Below are 17,585 nucleotides of genomic sequence, written 5' to 3' on the forward strand. Positions count from 1 at the left end.
CTATTACATATATCTAAAATGCGGCATATAGATTACGTTTCGCATTACAAATCTCTTTATTAAATAGCACTACAGTATGATTTTATTGAAATTTCATATCATACCCATGATTAGTTATTTGAATTAATTGAAAGTTTTTAAAACCAACAGAAACATTTAGCAACAAAAATAGACCTTGATTTAGAAATCGTTAATACTAGATTGAATATGTAAAAACAACTCATCAAAGGAATCAATAAAACAAAAGAAACTCTAACGAAATTGTCATATATATTCTGAATGACATCTTTTATGAAAATAAAAAGTCATTAACTAATTACTGTTACTGCAGTTTCTCAGATTCTGCGCGGATGGGCTTGTCTATTATTTCGGAGTTTCATTATGAATAATGAAGCAAACAGAAGCTTATTGTTGTTAATAACACAGCCATCGTTATTAGCCACAGCACTATTGCATCAATTAAATACAGCCTTATCCATTAATGTTAAGTTGCAAAATATTCATAAACCTCTCGATGAACCGCCTCCTGAAAAGGTATTGGTTCTTTTTGATTTGATGAGCGTAGACAGAAAGTTAATTACTTTTTGGCAAGGCGTTCTCAATCAAAATCGCGATCGTATTAAATTACTATTACTGAATACGCCAGAAGACTATCACTTTGAAGAAATTGAAAAATGGCCACAAATTAGTGCTGTTTTTTATCTTTCTGCCGATCAGGAAAAGTTAATCGAAGGGATCAATAGCGTCATTTGTGGCGAATATTATTTTTCTCAGCGATTAGCCAGTCATCTGCTTAATCAGTCACGATTCTACCATTATAACCCCGGAGATAATGCGGCTTACCTGACTCAGCGGGAAAAAGAGATCCTGCACAAATTGAGTCTGGGTGCATCCAATTTAGAAATCGCCAGATTACTGTTTATTAGTGAAAACACGGTTAAAACTCATCTTTATAACCTGTTCAAAAAGATATCCGTGAAAAATCGTACTCAGGCGGCAACCTGGGCTAATGAACATCTTAGGCGCTGAATCATGAACGGTTATCTGTATGCTGCTGTCATTTCACTATTTCTAACTTTTAGCCATGTTACATGGGCTGTTGAAGTTGAAGTCCCTGGTTTGATTACCGACCACACGGTAACCGCCACCGGACACGACTTTTATCGCGCCTTTAGTGATAAGTGGGATAAAGATTTTAAAGGAAATATCACCATCAGCGAAAAACCCAGCGCACGTTGGGGTAGCTGGATAACCATAAAAATCGATCAGGATGTATTACATCAAGCATTTCTATTTCCAACCAAACGCGACTTTAATCGCAACGTAGAATTAGCCACGGATAAAGTGGCAGAAAAGCTGGCCAGAAGACAGGTAGACCAAAGCCTTCTGAATACCGGTGACTTAACCCGTGATGAGTTTTAAGGAGAGTGTTATGCGTATCAAAAACATGGTTCTATCTTTGCTTCTGTTCTCGCCCCTCTCTTGGGGAGGAAACATGGTATTTCAGTTCGTTAACCCTAACTTTGGTGGTAACCCAAATAATGGCTCTTATCTGTTATCTGAAGCCAATGCACAAAACTCTTATAAAGATCCCGATGGATATGACTTTGAATCGTCTACACCCACTGCGCTGGATAATTTTACTTCGGCCATTCAATCCCAACTTTTGGGTAGTCTGATGGGTAATATTAATCAGGGAAAACCAGGCCGGCTGGTGACAAAAGATTTTATTGTTGATGTCACTAACACCGATGGTCGCTTGACGATGAATGTTCTCGATCGTGCCAGTGGTAAAAGCTCAACCATTGAAGTTGATGGTTTGACCAGTATCAGCGCTAACTAAGACAAGGTAACGACCTATGCGCCATCTTTTATTAATTGCCAGCCTGTTTCTACTAAATGGTTGTCTGACTGCTCCTCCAAAGCAAGCGGCTGAACCAACACTATTGCCGCGCAGTCAAAGTTATCAGGACTTAGTGCAATTACCGACGCCAAAAGGCAAAATTTTTGTCTCGGTATATAACATCCAGGACGAAACGGGTCAGTTTAAACCTTATCCTGCCAGTAACTTCTCTACCTCGGTGCCACAGAGTGCGACGGCCATGCTGATATCTGCATTGAAGGACTCCAACTGGTTTATCCCACTGGAGCGGCAAGGCCTGCAAAACCTGTTAAATGAACGAAAAATTATTCGGGCCGCTCAAGAGAATGGTAAAGCAGCTGTTAATAATACGCAGCCACTTTCCTCTCTGGTGGCAGCAAACGTACTCATCGAAGGCTCCATTATCGGCTACGAAAGCAACGTAAAATCAGGGGGTATTGGTGCGCGCTATTTTGGTATCGGGGGCAGTACGCAATATCAACTCGATCAGATTGCCGTTAATTTACGGGTAGTCAATGTGAGCACGGGAGAAATCCTCTCATCGGTGAATACCAGTAAAACGATTCTTTCTTATGAAGTTCAGGCAGGTGTATTCCGCTTTATTGATTATCAGCGCTTGCTGGAAGGTGAAGTAGGTTATACCTCTAATGAACCCGTAATGATGTGCTTGATGTCAGCCATTGAGACGGGTGTTATTTACCTGATTAACGATGGTATATCTCGTAACCTATGGCAACTGCAAAACCCACAAGAGATTAATACGCCAGTTTTCCAGCGCTATAAAAATCTTAAAGTTCCGGTCGCCTGATAACAGATGATTTCGATATAGGGGTTCTACCTACAGGTGAACCCCTATTCTTTGCTACTTTAGAACACTTTTTGGCGATAACTTAGCTAATGAGAGCTTCAGCAGGAAGTACCCCAATACGGCAGCGGCCGTTGAACCAATCAAAATACCTAAGCGCGAATAGGTAATATATTCAGCGGATAATCCTTCAAATGCCAGAGAAGAGATAAAAATCGACATGGTAAAGCCAATACCACACAGTACAGAAACAGAGCAAATGTGTTTTAGTTGGATAGATTCTGGCATCTTGACCAAACCGGTTTTTAACGCAACCCAGCAAAAACCAAAGATCCCCAACGGCTTACCTACCACCAAACCTAGCATAATCCCCAATGGCAAAATACCGGTCAGGGAATTCAGCGTAACCCCCGCCAAAGTAACGCCGGCATTGGCAAAAGCAAACAACGGTAAAATAAAGTAGGTCACCCAAGGATGTAACTGATGAATCAAACTATCCAGCGGCTTACTACCTTCAGTGCCATTTAGTGGGATAAAAAATCCAGTAATAACCCCTGCCAATGTGGCATGTACACCAGACTTAAGCATAAAGACCCAGAGTATTGCGCCCACAATAATGTAAGCCAATTTGTTGCCTACGCCACGCCAGTTCATCACCGCCATCGTGGCAATTGTCACGGCAGCTCCCGCCAAGGCAACCATTGACAGCGCTTTGGTATAAAACAGGGCAATAATGATAATCGCCCCCAGATCGTCAATAATGGCTAACGCCATTAAAAAAGCTTTCAAACTGGTTGGTACTCGGCTTCCTAACAATGCCATGACACCAAGTGCAAAAGCGATATCGGTTGCCGCCGGAATGGCCCAGCCGGTACGGGTTACCGCATCATCCATATTAAATATTAGATAAACCAACGCGGGTAGAATCATCCCTCCGACTGCCGCTACCACCGGAAACATCGCCTGATCTCTTCCCTTCAGCGATCCTTCTATCAACTCTTTTTTAACTTCCAGCCCAATCACCAGAAAGAAGATGGCCATCAAACCATCATTAATCCAGTGAGCCAGAGAGTTGCTTAAATCCAATGCGGCAATCTTGATTACTACGGGTAAATGTAAAAAGCCTTCATAGGCTGCCTGCAAAGATGAGTTAGCCATAATCATGGCGATTAATGCTGCAATAATCAGTAAAATACCACCAGATGCTTCTAATTTTAGAAACTGGCGCAAATAGCGAGTCATGATAAGAGCGGCTCCTTTAATACCTGATGACAAGATACCATATGTTATTATTCAATTAGGCATAATCGGATAGTACTATAAAACTTCACCTATCACCTTAAAATTAGACTAAGAATCTATAATTTTACAAAAAGTAGTCTTTAATGATACTTAAACCCTAAGTTACTTATCATTGAAAAATTAAAATATTTTTATTAATCATGACATAACGTTGATAATCATTCAAAATACAGCACTTAAAATTTAGTAAGCATTAAGCAGAAAAAGCAGCCTGTTATTCTTTTTAGTTCAGACAAAAAAAATCCTCGATCATCGATCGAGGATTTTTCTCTTGGCAATAAGATGCTAAATAATTAGCTAGTCAAATCATCAAAAAACTTCTTCACGCCATCAAGAAATGACTTAGAGCGAGGGCTATTTTTAGCACCTTTTTCGCCACCTAAAGACTCTTCAAGCTCACGTAATAGCTGTTTCTGCTTTTCATTAAGCTTAACAGGAGTTTCAACCACAACCCGGCACAGCAGGTCGCCCTGGCTTCCGCCGCGAACCGACTTCACACCCTTTCCGCGCATGCGGAACAGCTTACCCGTTTGAGTTTCTTCCGGAACCTTTAGATTGACCCGCCCGTCTAGCGTAGGGACTTCAATTTCACCACCTAAAGCCGCCATTGCGAAGTTAATCGGCACTTCACAATAAAGGTTATTACCATCGCGTTCAAAGATAGGATGCTGTTTCACCTGAACCTGAACGTATAAATCACCAGACTGTGCACCATTCTCTCCGGCTTCGCCTTCGCCAGACAAGCGGATGCGGTCACCGGTATCAACACCCGCAGGGATCTTAACCGACAGCGTTTTGGTCTTCTCTACACGGCCCTGACCATGACACTTATTGCATGGATCTTTAATAATCTTACCGCGACCATGACAGGTTGGGCAGGTTTGCTGTACGGCAAAGAAACCCTGACGCATTTGAACCTGACCAGCACCATGACAGGTAGAACAGGTGATTGAGCTGGTACCCACTTTCGCACCGCTGCCGTGGCAAACGTCACACTCAGCCAGTGTTGGAATACGGATCTCTTTAGCCACACCGCGAACCGCTTCTTCCAGCGTTAGCGTCATGGTGTATTGCAGATCAGAACCCCGACTTGCACGTTGACGACGACCACCAAAGATATCGCCAAATACATCACCAAAGATATCGTTAAAATCACCGCCGCCGCTGAAGCCACCGCCACCACCCATGCCGCCTTGTTCAAAAGCAGCATGACCATACTGATCGTAAGCTGCTTTCTTTTGTGCATCGGTCAGCACTTCATAAGCTTCTTTAATCTCTTTGAATTTCTCTTCAGATTCTTTATCACCCTGGTTTCTATCCGGGTGATGTTTCATCGCTAAACGTTTATAGGCCTTCTTAATTTCACGCTCATCTGCGTCACGGCCTACGCCTAGGATTTCGTAATAGTCTTTCTTCGCCATCGGTGGACTTTACCCTATATATGCGTACACGGGCGTAGAGTTACCTCAACGCCCGTGCCAAGTTCCGTTAACAATACCACAATTTCAGCATCATTACCGTGCCCGCTTAAGGGCGATTACTTCTTGTCTTTAACTTCTTCGAACTCAGCGTCAACGGCGTCGTCATCTTTACTTGGCGCGCTTTGTGCGCCTTCTGATGCGGTTTCAGCATGTTGCTGTTGAGCCATTTCCATCAGTTTACCGGATACTTCAACCAAAGCCTGAATCTTCGCTTCAATATCCGCTTTATCTTCACCTTTCAGTGAAGTTTCCAGCGCACTTAACGCAGCTTCAATTGCGGTTTTGTCATCCGTTGGTAGTTTGTCGCCAGCTTCTGTAATTTGCTTACGGGTACTGTGCAACAGGTGGTCACCCTGATTACGGGTTTGAACCAGCTCTTCGAACTTACGGTCGGCATCGGCGTTGGCTTCTGCTTCACGAACCATTTTTTGGATCTCTTCTTCGTTCAAACCAGAAGAGGCCTTAATGGTAATGTTTTGCTCACGACCGCTGTTTTTATCTTTCGCCGATACGTGCAGAATACCGTCAGCATCGATGTCAAACGTTACTTCGATTTGCGGCATACCGCGTGGTGCTGCCTGAATTCCGTCCAGATTAAACTGACCCAGAGATTTGTTATCTGCCGCACGCTTACGCTCACCTTGAATAACATGGATAGTTACCGCAGACTGATTGTCTTCAGCCGTCGAGAACACCTGACTGTGTTTAGTCGGGATCGTCGTATTCTTGGCAATCAGCGAAGTCATCACGCCGCCCATGGTTTCAATACCTAGAGACAGAGGCGTTACGTCTAACAGCAATACGTCAGTAACATCACCCGCTAACACACCGCCCTGCACCGCAGCACCAATAGCGACTGCTTCGTCCGGGTTAACGTCTTTACGCGGCTCTTTACCGAAGAAATCAGAGACTTTCTTCTGTACTAAAGGCATGCGGATTTGACCACCGACCAGAATAACATCGTCGATTTCATTGACTGATAGGCCAGCATCCTGTAATGCGACTTTTAACGGCTCTAAAGAGCGGTTAACTAAATCTTCAACCAGCGACTCAAGTTTTGCACGAGTCACTTTAATATTCATATGCTTAGGACCGGTTGCATCTGCAGTAATGTACGGCAGGTTCACATCCGTTTGCTGAGCAGAGGAGAGTTCAATTTTCGCTTTTTCTGCTGCTTCTTTCAGGCGTTGCATCGCCAGCGGGTCATTGCGTAAATCAAAACCCTGCTCTTTCTTGAACTCATCAACCAGATAGTTGATCAGACGATTATCGAAGTCTTCACCACCTAGGTGAGTATCACCGTTAGTTGCCAGTACTTCGAAAGTTTTCTCGCCGTCAACTTCGTCAATTTCAATAATAGAGATATCGAATGTACCACCACCTAAGTCATACACGGCGATAGTACGGTTACCTATCTCTTTATCCATACCGTAAGCCAGTGCAGCAGCGGTTGGTTCGTTGATGATACGTTTTACATCTAAACCCGCGATACGACCGGCATCTTTGGTTGCCTGACGTTGAGAATCGTTAAAGTATGCCGGAACTGTAATTACCGCTTCGGTTACTGGCTCACCTAAAAAGTCTTCTGCCGTTTTCTTCATTTTTTTCAAAACTTCAGCAGAGATCTGAGGTGGCGCGATTTTTTGACTTTTTACTTCAACCCATGCATCGCCGTTATCTGCCCCAATAATTTTAAAAGGCATAATGTCACGGTCGCGCTGAACTTCTTCATCACCAAAACGACGACCAATCAGACGTTTAATTGCGAAAAGTGTATTTTGTGGGTTGGTCACCGCCTGACGTTTAGCAGGCTGACCAACCAGAATTTCGCCGTCTTGGGTATACGCGATAATTGACGGAGTTGTACGATCCCCTTCCGCGTTCTCAATTACGCGAACCTGTGTGCCGTCCATTACAGCAACACATGAGTTCGTTGTACCCAAGTCAATACCAATAATTTTACCCATTACATGTTCTCCACTTAAAAACTATATTCGTTCACATACTCACCTATATGGGGGTGTAAAATGACTTTTCAACTGCCAATAAAAGTCTTACATCCATAGGCTTGCTTCACCGTTGTTCATAAGATGGGGGCGACAAATCTGGCATCAAGGGGGGCAAATAAAAAAAATTTCGCATTAATCCTGATCAAAACCATTGTTTCGTGACTCAGGCCTCATTATTATGCGCGCTCACGTGTAATACGCGGTGTTATTTACCCGTGGTCGTTGTTAGTTAATTCCGCCTCTATGCGGATAAAAATCCACTTATTAAATCAGCATTCGTGAGTACAGAGGAAATATGCACTCGAATAAATTAGCAAACCCAGGTCCACTAGGATTGATGGGATTTGGGATGACCACTATCCTATTAAATATCCATAACGCCGGATTCTTCCCGGTAACCACAGCCATTGTTGCTATGGGTATTTTTTATGGTGGTATGGCACAGGTTATTGCCGGTATTTTAGAGTTCAAAAAAGGTAATACTTTCGGCGTTACCGCATTTACCTCTTATGGTTTCTTCTGGATGACCTTAGTCGGTATCTGGTTGATGCCGGAAGTAGGACATGCTCATGCTACCGATGGTACCTTCCTTGGTATCTATTTAGCATTATGGGGCATCTTCACCCTATTTATGTTCTGCGGTACCTTGCGCGCTAACCGTGGCTTACAGTTTGTCTTTGCCAGCCTGACGGTACTGTTCTTTATGTTATCTATCGGCAATATTACCGCAAATACAGGCCTGCTGAACGTTGCGGGTTATGTTGGTATCGTTTGTGGTGCCAGCGCAATTTATTTGGCAATGGCGGAAGTCCTGAACGAACAGTATGGTCGCACCGTTCTGCCAATTGGTGAACGTAAAGCAGGTTAATCTCTGTTTTATTTATCACCCAAAAACGCCTGCTGATGCAGGCGTTTTCATTTAATTTGGGGGAGATTAAGACAATGCCTTACAAACGAATGAACAAACTAAATCCATTAAATGTATTTAATAACAAATGTTAAAAGCCACCCGTACATACAGATGGCTTTTAACTGGTGCGATGAATTTGAGCTTATGACGCCGTCACCGATGCCTTCTCTAACTCCGAATCACTGTGTTCCACAATGCTATCCGTCGCTCTCAGATCGTTACGTAGATAGATCCCCAACAATATTCCCATCACCGATAGTGCCAAAACATAATATGCCGGAGCCATTGGTGTGAATTTCATCAGATAAGTTACACATATCGGCGTCAAGCCGCCAAAAATGGCGTAAGAAACATTATAAGAGAAAGAGATGCCAGAGAAGCGTACCTCTGCTGGAAATGCTCGCACCATAACATAAGGAACAGCACCCACCACTCCCACACATAACCCAGCGATGCTGTAAGTCATAAACAGCAGGTCAACATTGGTTGCCGAGTGGTAAAATGTCCAACTGGCAACAGCCAGCAACGAACCGCCACCGATAAAAGTTTTACTGGCACCAAAACGGTCAACAGCCATACCCGCGATGATACAACCCACGCACAATGAGATAATCGCCATACTGTTTGCTTTCAGCGCAATAACTCGCTCAATACCAAATTGAGTTTGCAGATAGTTTGGCGTCATCAGAATAACCACAACAATACCGGCAGAGAGTAACCAGGTCAGTAACATAGACACGGTGACCGCTTTGGTGTGATTCACCACCACTGATTTTAACGGCAGCTCTGCGGCTAATGCTTTACGCTGCTGCATCTCAATGAAAATCGGTGTTTCTTTTAACCAACGGCGCAAATACATGGCAATCAGACCAAAAATGCCGCCTAAAAAGAAAGGTATTCTCCACCCACCGTTACGAATAGTTTCCATGCTCATCATGGCGTTGATCATGGTTGCGACAAAAGAACCTAGCAAGATCCCAACGGTCAAGCCCGCGGTCAACACGCCACACGCTATACCGATACGCTTATAAGGGACATGTTCAGCCACAAACACCCAAGCTCCGGGAACTTCGCCACCAATAGCCGCACCTTGGAAAATCCGCATCAACAGTAACAAAAGTGGAGCGGCAATGCCGATTGATTGATAAGTTGGTAGCATCCCCATGGCCAGCGTAGGTAAAGCCATCAGCAAAATACTCAAAGAGAACATGCGCTTGCGCCCTACCAGGTCACCGAAATGAGCCATAATGATCCCCCCCAACGGGCGAGCTAAATAGCCTGCGGCAAAAATACCGTAGGTCTGCATCAGCACCAACCATTGAGGCATATTGGCAGGAAAGAAAAGTTCACCGATAACCACGGCGAAGAATACAAAGATAATAAAGTCGTAAAACTCCAGCGCACCGCCTAATGCTGCCAGAGTCAGCGTCTTATAATCCTGTTTGTTCAATCGGCGATTTTGTTGCTGAATCATAAATTTCCATCTTTTTCTATAGGTTGATAAAAAAATTAGCTTACCATCTGTAAATTAATTTTTACTATATCGTACTCATTGCGATACACCAGTAGATGAAAATCTTATTTCGTAAAAAGCTCTAATTTAACCTTTTATATCGCGAATTGCGCTCTTGGGCCTAAAGGATTCTACTACCTGCGGATAGGTCTCTACATAAGGCCCCTCTAATAGTTGAATGCAATACGGGACACTAGCGAAAATACCCGATACTACCGTTTTCCCATCCTGATCTTTAACCCCTTCCAACGTCTCTTTAATCGACTTTGGTTGCCCCGGAAGATTAATAATCAGCGCATGTTTACGAATTACCCCAACCTGACGGGAAAGTATTGCCGTGGGTACATAGTACAAACTGATCTGACGCATCTGCTCACCAAACCCCGGCATAATGCGGTCGGCAATGGCTAATGTCGCATCAGGCGTAACGTCACGACGAGCAGGGCCGGTTCCTCCTGTGGTAAGAACCAGATGACAGCCTCTTTCATCCACCAATTCACACAACGCTTCCTCTATCAACGCTTGTTCATCAGGAATTAATCGACTTTGAGTTTCATACTCACTGCTCAAAGCGGTTTTTAACCATGATTCCAGTGCCGGAATCCCCTGATCCTGATAAACCCCATTGGATGCGCGATCGGAGATAGAAACCAAACCAATGCGTAACTTATTCATATCTAATCCTCTGTCACTAAACTGTGCGCTTACCTACGCACTATCATACTATTGTTAACACTATTTTTGCAGCGTAGTGCACACGGAGGATGTCATTATCCCCTAGTGAATCACTGATAAAAAAATACCGGCCTGAAGGCCGGTATAATTATCTTTATCAAAAAATCATTACAGCAAATCTGCAATCATCTTTTCCAGTTTTTCCTGATCGACAGCAAACTTACGGATACCATCTGCCAGCTTATCAACCGCCATTGGATCCTGATGGTGCTCCCAGTAGAACTGTGCTTCATTCAGCGGTGCTGGACGATCTTTTACTGAACCGCTATAGGTCAGCTTACGTTCAACTTCTCCCTGACTTTCAGACAATTCTTTTAATAATGCAGGGGCAATGGTCAAACGGTCACAACCGGCAAGCTCCAGAATCTCACCGGAATTACGGAAGCTAGCTCCCATCACTACAGTTTTGTAACCGTGTTGTTTGTAGTATTCGTAAATACTGGTTACAGAAACAACGCCCGGATCTTCATGAGGGGCAAACTCTTTCTTATCGCCATTGGTTTTGTACCAGTCCAGAATACGTCCAACAAACGGAGAAATCAGGAACACACCCGCTTCAGCACAAGCACGCGCCTGAGCGAAGGAGAACAGCAGAGTCAGGTTACAGTTGATACCTTCTTTCTCAAGCTGCGCCGCCGCGCAGATACCCTGCCATGTAGATGCCAATTTAATCAGAATGCGGTCATTGCTGATACCCGCATCGTTATAGAGTTTGATTAAATGTTTAGCTTTAACAATGCTGGCCTGCGTGTCATAGGAGAGGCGAGCATCAACTTCAGTAGAAATACGGCCAGGGATCAGTTTTAAGATTTCCAAGCCAATATTTACTGCCAACTTATCGGATGCATCCACGATTTGCTGTGCACGGTCGCTGCTTTGGCCTTTTGCCCAAGCAATCGCCTCATCAATCAGTTTACGATATTCAGGTAACTGAGCCGCATTCAGGATCAGAGAAGGGTTAGTTGTTGCATCCTGAGGCTTATACAGTTTCATCGCTGCAATATCGCCGGTATCAGCCACAACGGTAGTAATTTTACGTAGAGAGGAAAGTTTATCTGTCATGATAGGTCTCTTGTTAAGCTTGTGAGGCATCGAAGTATTATTGGACTAGCCTGATAATAACATGACTTAACAAGGGTGCAACGACGGAACGTAGGAGTCGTAGGTTTTCGGCATAAAATTTATCTCGACCTCTCTGCTGACAAGACTATTACTCAATGATAAATAATATAAAAATTACGTTGTGCAAAAGATTTCTTAAGCCTCCTATTAAATCCATCGCTTTTTCTATTGCCACTTTCTGCTAGAGTAACGAAAAATGATTTATCACAGGATCTGATTATGCTGATTACTCTCTCTCCGGCAAAAACTCTCGATTATACAAGCCCTCTGGTGACCGAACGTTATACTCACCCCGAAATGCTGGACCAGTCGAAAACGTTAATTAAAGCGTGTCGCAAGTTAGCGCCAGCGCAAATTGCCAGTTTGATGAGTATCAGTGATAAGTTAGCCGGTCTGAACGCCGCGCGGTTTACAGAGTGGCACCCGGACTTCACGCCAGATAATGCTCGTCAGGCACTGCTAGCATTTAAAGGGGATGTTTACACCGGCCTGCACGTTGACGATTTTAACGATCGGGATTTTGATTTCGCCCAGCAACATCTACGCATGCTGTCCGGGCTGTATGGCGTCTTACGTCCTCTTGATTTGATGCAAGCTTACCGTCTTGAGATGGGCACCCGGCTGGAAAACCCACGGGGTAAAGACCTGTATGAGTTCTGGGGCAAACGGATTACCGATAAATTGAATCAGGCGCTGAAAGATCAGGGGGATGATATTCTGGTTAATCTGGCTTCAGACGAATACTTTAAATCCGTTCAGACCAAATCATTAGACGCCACCATCATTAAACCGGTGTTTTTGGATCAGAAAAACGGCAAATACAAAATCATCAGCTTCTACGCCAAAAAAGCCCGCGGTCTAATGAGTCGTTTTATTATTAAAAATCAGCTAACGCGCCCAGAACAGCTAGTTGATTTCGATTTGGAAGGTTATCAGTTTGATGAAACCGCGTCTCAGGGCAATGAACTGGTATTTAAACGCCCTGAACAATAATCATCAATAGTGCTATCGGTAAAATGGCCTCCATGCAGTCGTGCATCAGGAGGCCATTTTTATTCAATACAGATTACGCGGGTAAGCCCATCAGGAATGCACGTAATGGGACAAAATCTGCCGGTAAATAGTGAGAAAGTAGCGGCAAATCAGCCCGGTCGGCCAATGCTTTTGGCAGCGGCAATGTCGAACCCAGAATTTGCTCTACGCTTTCTTTAAATTTCGCAGGATGTGCCGTACCCAAGAATAATCCAAACTCACCCTCTTTCAGTTCATCACGCAATAAGCGATAGGCAATGGCACCGTGTGGTTCAGAGGTGTATCCCAATGCCGCCAGCTCGCGCAATGTTTTAGCCGTCGTTTCATCGCTAACCGCACCGTAACCTAATGAACGAATAGGCCACTCTTTACGGCGAAATAATTCTTCAATGCGCGGCCAGTTATTTGGCTGACTGACATCCATAGCGTTAGACAAGGTCGCCACGGTTTTATGCGGCTGCCACTGACCATTAGCCAGATAGCGAGGAACGGTGTCATTGGCATTGGTCGCGGCAATAAAACGCTTCACCGGCAAACCTAATGATTTAGCCAACAGTCCCGCAGTCAAGTCACCAAAGTTACCGCTTGGAACCGAAATCACTAATTGATTACGTTGCGCTTGAGTCAGTTGTGCTACCGCCTCAAAGTAATAACAAATTTGCGCCAGCAGTCGGCTGATATTGATTGAGTTGGCAGAGTTAAGCCCCAGTTCTGTTTTCAGTACTTCATCATCAAAAGCCTGCTTAACCAGCGCCTGACAGGCATCAAAATCACCATCAACGGCAACGGTATGAATATTGCCCCCAGGGTACAAAATAATTTCTCCTGTAGCGGGCTGATCTTGCCATTGGGATAAAGGATCACCACCCGTACATTTTTTAAACCATAGAATGCATGAGCAACGGCAGCGCCGGTATCACCGGATGTAGCTGTCAGAATAGTCACCGGTGTATCGCCAGCCACTTCCGCCAGCATTTGCGCCATAATTCGGCCACCGAAATCTTTAAATGCCAGCGTTGGGCCGTGGAATAACTCTAACGTCGCGATATCTTTTTCAACAGCAACGACTGGGGCTGGAAACTGAAAGGCACTGGCTACTCGTTTAGCCACAGCATCCGCTGAAATTTCATCACCAATGTAGGCTGACAAAATACGGGCACTGCGAGTAACAAAATCCAGCGATAATAAATTGTCGATTTCTGAACTGTTAAAAGCAGGCAAATCCGTTGGAAAAAATAGCCCTTGTTGTTTACCTAACCCCTGACGTACTGCCTGAGCAAAGCTAACCTGTTCATTATGATCTTTTAAGTTATACAGTTTCATTATGTCACTATTTTCCATTAATCCAATTTACGGGCACCGGCAATATCCAGACGGCAGACGTGAACAAAGCCTTCATCATTTTGTACATAGTGTTTTGCCAGCCAGTCGGCAAGGCGTTGAGCTGTTTCCAGACGATCGCTCACCGCAAACAGCGTCGGGCCTGAGCCAGAAATACCGCATGCCAGCGCACCAATATCCTGCGAAGCTTTACGCGCCTCCGCAAAACCCGGCAGCAAACGCGTGCGGTATGGTTCGGCGATCACATCCTGCATTAATTTAGCTGCCAGCTCAGGTTGCTGGGTATGACAGGCGTGAATGAACCCTGCCAAATAGCGACCATGACGGATACAATCCTGACGCAGGTACTGCGCCGGTAAAATGGCGCGCGCTTCGGCAGTAGAAACCTTAATGCCAGGATATGCCATCACCCAATACCAGTTATCAAAACTGGGTACCGACTGACTGATAATGCCATTCTCTTCCAACATCAGTTGCATGCCCCCAAATAGCAAGGAGCCACGTTATCGTAATGCACGCTACCGGATATTCGCCCTTCCAGTTCACCCATCATGCCGAGCAGTTCGGTATGGCTAAACGGTCGGTCGCAGAATTCATTCAGCGCCATTAAACCGGCGACCACAGAACAGGCGCTGGAACCCAATCCTGAACCAATCGGCATATTCTTTTCTAACACCATCGCTACAGGCAGTTCGCGTCCCAAACGCTGGCAAAACAGCGCCCAGCATTGATAAACGATATTTTCTTTAGGCTCTGTCGGTAATTTGCTAACAAAACGCCCTTTATTACTCAGGCTAAAACTGTCCGCCGATTGAATGCTGACGCAGTCCCCCAACAGCGATCCATCGATGGGCGATACTGCCGCGCCCAATACGTCAAACCCCACGCTGACATTGCCTATCGAGGCCGGTGCATAAATTTTTATCATATTAAACTCCCAGCTTTCCTGACAGGGTACGTAGCATATCGGCAAAAACACCCGCGGCGGTAACATCATTACCAGCACCATAACCACGTAAAACCAGCGGTAGTGGCTGATAATATTGGGTATAGAATGCCAGCGCGTTTTCACCATTCTTCACTTTGAATAGTGGATCGTTATCATCCACCGCATCAATTTTCACCCGACACTCGCCTTCTTCAATCACACCAACATAGCGCAACACTTTGCCTTGGCTGGCAGCCAATGTCACGCGTTCGGCAAACTCAGTATCCAACTGCGGTAAACGTTCCATAAAGGTTGACACATCACCACCTGCATCAAAAGAGGGTGGCAATACAGATTCGACTTTAATCTGATCCAACTCTAACGAATAACCCGCTTCGCGAGCCAAAATCAGTAATTTTCGGGCTACATCCATACCGGATAAATCATCACGAGGATCGGGCTCGGTATAACCTTTTTCTTTCGCCAACCGAGTAGCGTCTGACAGGCTTACCCCCTCATCCAGCATGCCAAAAATAAATGATAGGGAACCTGAAAGAATACCAGAGAAGCGCATCAATTCATCACCGGCATTCAATAAGTTCTGTAAGTTCTCAATGACCGGTAATCCAGCACCCACGTTAGTATCGTAAAGGAATTTACGGTTACCGGTACTGGCCGCTTGCCGCAACTGATGGTAATAGTTCATAGAGTCAGTATTGGCTTTCTTGTTTGGCGTCACGACATGGAAACCATCAGCGAGGAAATCAGCATATTGAGAAGCAACTTCCTGACTGGAAGTACAGTCTACAATCACCGGATTAAGCAAGTGATACTCTTTTACCAGTCGAATTAAACGCCCCAAATTAAATGGCTCTTCTGCGGCTGCCAGTGCTTCACGCCAGTTCGTTAAATCGATGCCCAGTGTGTTGGTCACCATACCTCGAGAGTTAGCGATGCCACATACGCGTAACTCAATATTCTTGCGTTTCAGCCACGGTTGCTGGCGATAGATCTGATCCAGCAGCGCGCCCCCCACACCGCCAACACCGATTAAGAACACATCCAATACTTGATTAGTGTCAAACAGCACCTGATGGCTGGCCCGTACGGCTGTAATTGCTGAGTCATTACTGACTACCGCAGAAATCGAACGTTCTGAAGAGCCTTGGGCTATCGCCACGATATTGATATTAGCGCGGGCTAATGCACTAAAGAAACGAGCAGACATGCCACGCAGCGTACGCATATTGTCACCAATCACTGAAATAATGGCCAACTTGTCGACCACGTCCAGCGGATCCAACAACCCGTCTTTTAGCTCCAAATAAAACTCATCTTCCAGTGCCCGGCTGGCACGAACCAACTCACTTTGGGGTACACAAAAGCTAATGCTGTATTCCGAAGAAGACTGAGTAATCAGAACCACAGAGATGCCCGCTCGAGACATGACAGAGAATACCCGGGCGGCCATACCGACCATACCCTTCATCCCAGGCCCGGAGACATTAATCATGGACATGTTGTTCAGATTGGTGATGCCTTTAACCGGGTAACGGTCATCACCGCTTTCACGGCTGATTAACGTGCCGGGCGCTTGTGGGTTAGCCGTATTTTTTATCAGGCAAGGAATTTGAAATTGGGCAATAGGAGCGATGGTACGAGGGTGGAGAACTTTAGCACCAAAATAGGATAACTCCATCGCCTCCTGATAGGACATTGATTTAAGCAACTTTGCTCCCGGAACAGAGCGCGGATCACAGGTATAAACGCCATCAACATCGGTCCATATTTCACAGCTGTCGGCGCGTAAGCAGGCCGCCAGAACCGCTGCCGAATAGTCAGAACCATTACGTCCTAATACCACCAGTTCACCTTTCTCGTTACCGGCAGTAAAACCCGCCATCAAAATAACGTGATTCTCAGGAATACCCAACTCAACCAAGCGGCGAGTTGATTCAGTAATATCAACAGTAGATTCCAGATAGTGTCCATGAGCCAACAGCATAGCAACTGGATTAATCACCGTTACACCATATCCCCGAGCCTGAAAAACAGACTCCATAATAGCGATAGACAACTTCTCACCACGGCTGATGATAGAAGCGTTAACGCTATCAGGACACTGGCCCAACAGAGAAATACCGTGGAGCACATGCTTCAATTGAGCAAATTCCTGCTCCACAAAACTCTTTAATCGACCATATTCAAACCCAGGTTGTTCTTCAGCCAACCCGGAAAGCAGTTCGGCAAAGATTTGTTCGGCATCCATCATATTGGTCATGACTTCCTGACCGGCTACCGTTTTCTCAATCATAGCAACCAGATGGTTAGTAATTTTTGCTGGTGCAGACAGTACCGTAGCGACTTGGCCCTGACGCGCATTATTTTCAATGATATCCGCCACACGCATAAAGCGCTCGGCATTTGCTACTGATGTACCGCCAAATTTCAGAACTCGCATCTCTTGGCCTCTCATGCCTTAATCCAGTTGTGATGTAAATTATTCGCAAAAAAAAACCCGCACT

13 protein-coding genes, 2 pseudogenes and 1 other annotated feature (1 of these 16 only partly in view) are annotated in these 17,585 nt (G+C 45.0%); of the genes and pseudogenes, 6 read left to right on the plus strand and 9 right to left on the minus strand.

Annotation, left to right across the window (positions count from 1 at the left end):
• Positions 1–381: 381 nt before the first annotated feature.
• The 4 genes from csgD to csgG are packed head-to-tail and all read left to right on the plus strand — an operon-like array spanning position 382 to position 2,690.
• Entirely contained in the window at positions 382–1,029 is a 648-nt protein-coding gene (gene csgD / locus HYN51_RS11800; protein WP_108900209.1) for a biofilm master transcriptional regulator CsgD, read from the plus strand.
• Positions 1,030–1,032: 3 nt separating this feature from the next.
• A complete protein-coding gene (gene csgE / locus HYN51_RS11805; protein WP_108900210.1) occupies positions 1,033–1,422 on the plus strand; it encodes a curli production assembly/transport protein CsgE in 390 nt (129 codons plus the stop codon).
• Between the two features lie 10 nt (positions 1,423–1,432).
• Positions 1,433–1,843 (plus strand): curli production assembly/transport protein CsgF, encoded by a 411-nt coding sequence (csgF, locus tag HYN51_RS11810; RefSeq protein WP_108900211.1) that lies wholly within the window; start codon positions 1,433–1,435, stop codon positions 1,841–1,843.
• Between the two features lie 16 nt (positions 1,844–1,859).
• Positions 1,860–2,690, plus strand: coding sequence for a curli production assembly/transport protein CsgG (csgG, locus tag HYN51_RS11815; RefSeq protein ID WP_108900212.1), 831 nt, complete (start codon positions 1,860–1,862; stop codon positions 2,688–2,690).
• A 54-nt stretch (positions 2,691–2,744) separates the two neighbouring features.
• Here the strand turns inward: csgG and nhaA are convergent, their stop codons facing one another.
• From nhaA to dnaK, 3 genes are all read right to left on the minus strand, one after another.
• Positions 2,745–3,929, minus strand: coding sequence for a Na+/H+ antiporter NhaA (gene nhaA, locus HYN51_RS11820; RefSeq protein WP_108900213.1), 1,185 nt, complete (start codon positions 3,927–3,929; stop codon positions 2,745–2,747).
• A gap of 353 nt (positions 3,930–4,282) precedes the next feature.
• Positions 4,283–5,410, minus strand: coding sequence for a molecular chaperone DnaJ (gene dnaJ, locus HYN51_RS11825; RefSeq protein ID WP_108900214.1), 1,128 nt, complete (start codon positions 5,408–5,410; stop codon positions 4,283–4,285).
• Positions 5,411–5,526: 116 nt separating this feature from the next.
• The gene (gene dnaK, locus HYN51_RS11830) at positions 5,527–7,437 is read right to left on the minus strand and encodes a molecular chaperone DnaK (RefSeq protein WP_108900215.1); all 1,911 of its coding nucleotides are present in this window, start codon (positions 7,435–7,437) and stop codon (positions 5,527–5,529) included.
• Between the two features lie 337 nt (positions 7,438–7,774).
• Between dnaK and satP the strand changes: the two genes are divergently transcribed.
• Positions 7,775–8,347, plus strand: a complete 573-nt coding sequence (satP, locus tag HYN51_RS11835; protein WP_108900216.1) for an acetate uptake transporter — start codon at positions 7,775–7,777, stop codon at positions 8,345–8,347.
• A gap of 184 nt (positions 8,348–8,531) precedes the next feature.
• Here the strand turns inward: satP and HYN51_RS11840 are convergent, their stop codons facing one another.
• The 3 genes from HYN51_RS11840 to tal all read right to left on the minus strand — a co-directional run bounded on the left by HYN51_RS11840 (position 8,532) and on the right by tal (position 11,699).
• Complete coding sequence (locus HYN51_RS11840) at positions 8,532–9,863, minus strand: MFS transporter (RefSeq protein ID WP_108900217.1); 1,332 nt, start codon at positions 9,861–9,863, stop codon at positions 8,532–8,534.
• Positions 9,864–9,989: 126 nt separating this feature from the next.
• On the minus strand, positions 9,990–10,577 hold the full coding sequence (mog, locus tag HYN51_RS11845; RefSeq protein ID WP_108900218.1) for a molybdopterin adenylyltransferase: 588 nt from the start codon (positions 10,575–10,577) through the stop codon (positions 9,990–9,992).
• A gap of 168 nt (positions 10,578–10,745) precedes the next feature.
• Entirely contained in the window at positions 10,746–11,699 is a 954-nt protein-coding gene (gene tal, locus HYN51_RS11850; protein ID WP_108900219.1) for a transaldolase, read from the minus strand.
• A gap of 279 nt (positions 11,700–11,978) precedes the next feature.
• On the opposite strand from tal, the gene yaaA reads away from it, so the two are divergent.
• Entirely contained in the window at positions 11,979–12,752 is a 774-nt protein-coding gene (gene yaaA, locus HYN51_RS11855; RefSeq protein ID WP_108900220.1) for a peroxide stress protein YaaA, read from the plus strand.
• Between the two features lie 73 nt (positions 12,753–12,825).
• Here the strand turns inward: yaaA and thrC are convergent.
• The 3 genes and pseudogenes from thrC to thrA all read right to left on the minus strand — a co-directional run bounded on the left by thrC (position 12,826) and on the right by thrA (position 17,521).
• Positions 12,826–14,114: pseudogene (gene thrC, locus HYN51_RS11860) on the minus strand (threonine synthase).
• Positions 14,115–14,131: 17 nt separating this feature from the next.
• Positions 14,132–15,060, minus strand: a pseudogene (gene thrB, locus HYN51_RS11865) (homoserine kinase).
• A gap of 1 nt (position 15,061) precedes the next feature.
• Positions 15,062–17,521, minus strand: coding sequence for a bifunctional aspartate kinase/homoserine dehydrogenase I (gene thrA, locus HYN51_RS11870; RefSeq protein WP_108902046.1), 2,460 nt, complete (start codon positions 17,519–17,521; stop codon positions 15,062–15,064).
• A 46-nt stretch (positions 17,522–17,567) separates the two neighbouring features.
• Positions 17,568–17,585: a sequence feature (Thr leader region), on the minus strand (it continues 101 nt past the right edge of the window).

Source organism: Limnobaculum parvum, from assembly GCF_003096015.2.
GTDB lineage: Bacteria > Pseudomonadota > Gammaproteobacteria > Enterobacterales > Enterobacteriaceae > Limnobaculum > Limnobaculum parvum.

Bases quoted from the DNA above. Each gene is read 5' to 3' on its own strand.
- csgG (WP_108900212.1), top strand. From the start codon at position 1,860: ATGCGCCATCTTTTATTAATTGCCAGCCTGTTTCTACTAAATGGTTGT.
- mog (WP_108900218.1), bottom strand. From the start codon at position 10,577: ATGAATAAGTTACGCATTGGTTTGGTTTCTATCTCCGATCGCGCATCC.
- tal (WP_108900219.1), bottom strand. From the start codon at position 11,699: ATGACAGATAAACTTTCCTCTCTACGTAAAATTACTACCGTTGTGGCT.
- satP (WP_108900216.1), top strand. From the start codon at position 7,775: ATGCACTCGAATAAATTAGCAAACCCAGGTCCACTAGGATTGATGGGA.
- yaaA (WP_108900220.1), top strand. From the start codon at position 11,979: ATGCTGATTACTCTCTCTCCGGCAAAAACTCTCGATTATACAAGCCCT.
- nhaA (WP_108900213.1), bottom strand. From the start codon at position 3,929: ATGACTCGCTATTTGCGCCAGTTTCTAAAATTAGAAGCATCTGGTGGT.
- csgF (WP_108900211.1), top strand. From the start codon at position 1,433: ATGCGTATCAAAAACATGGTTCTATCTTTGCTTCTGTTCTCGCCCCTC.
- HYN51_RS11840 (WP_108900217.1), bottom strand. From the start codon at position 9,863: ATGATTCAGCAACAAAATCGCCGATTGAACAAACAGGATTATAAGACG.
- thrA (WP_108902046.1), bottom strand. From the start codon at position 17,521: ATGCGAGTTCTGAAATTTGGCGGTACATCAGTAGCAAATGCCGAGCGC.
- dnaJ (WP_108900214.1), bottom strand. From the start codon at position 5,410: ATGGCGAAGAAAGACTATTACGAAATCCTAGGCGTAGGCCGTGACGCA.
- dnaK (WP_108900215.1), bottom strand. From the start codon at position 7,437: ATGGGTAAAATTATTGGTATTGACTTGGGTACAACGAACTCATGTGTT.
- csgE (WP_108900210.1), top strand. From the start codon at position 1,033: ATGAACGGTTATCTGTATGCTGCTGTCATTTCACTATTTCTAACTTTT.
- csgD (WP_108900209.1), top strand. From the start codon at position 382: ATGAATAATGAAGCAAACAGAAGCTTATTGTTGTTAATAACACAGCCA.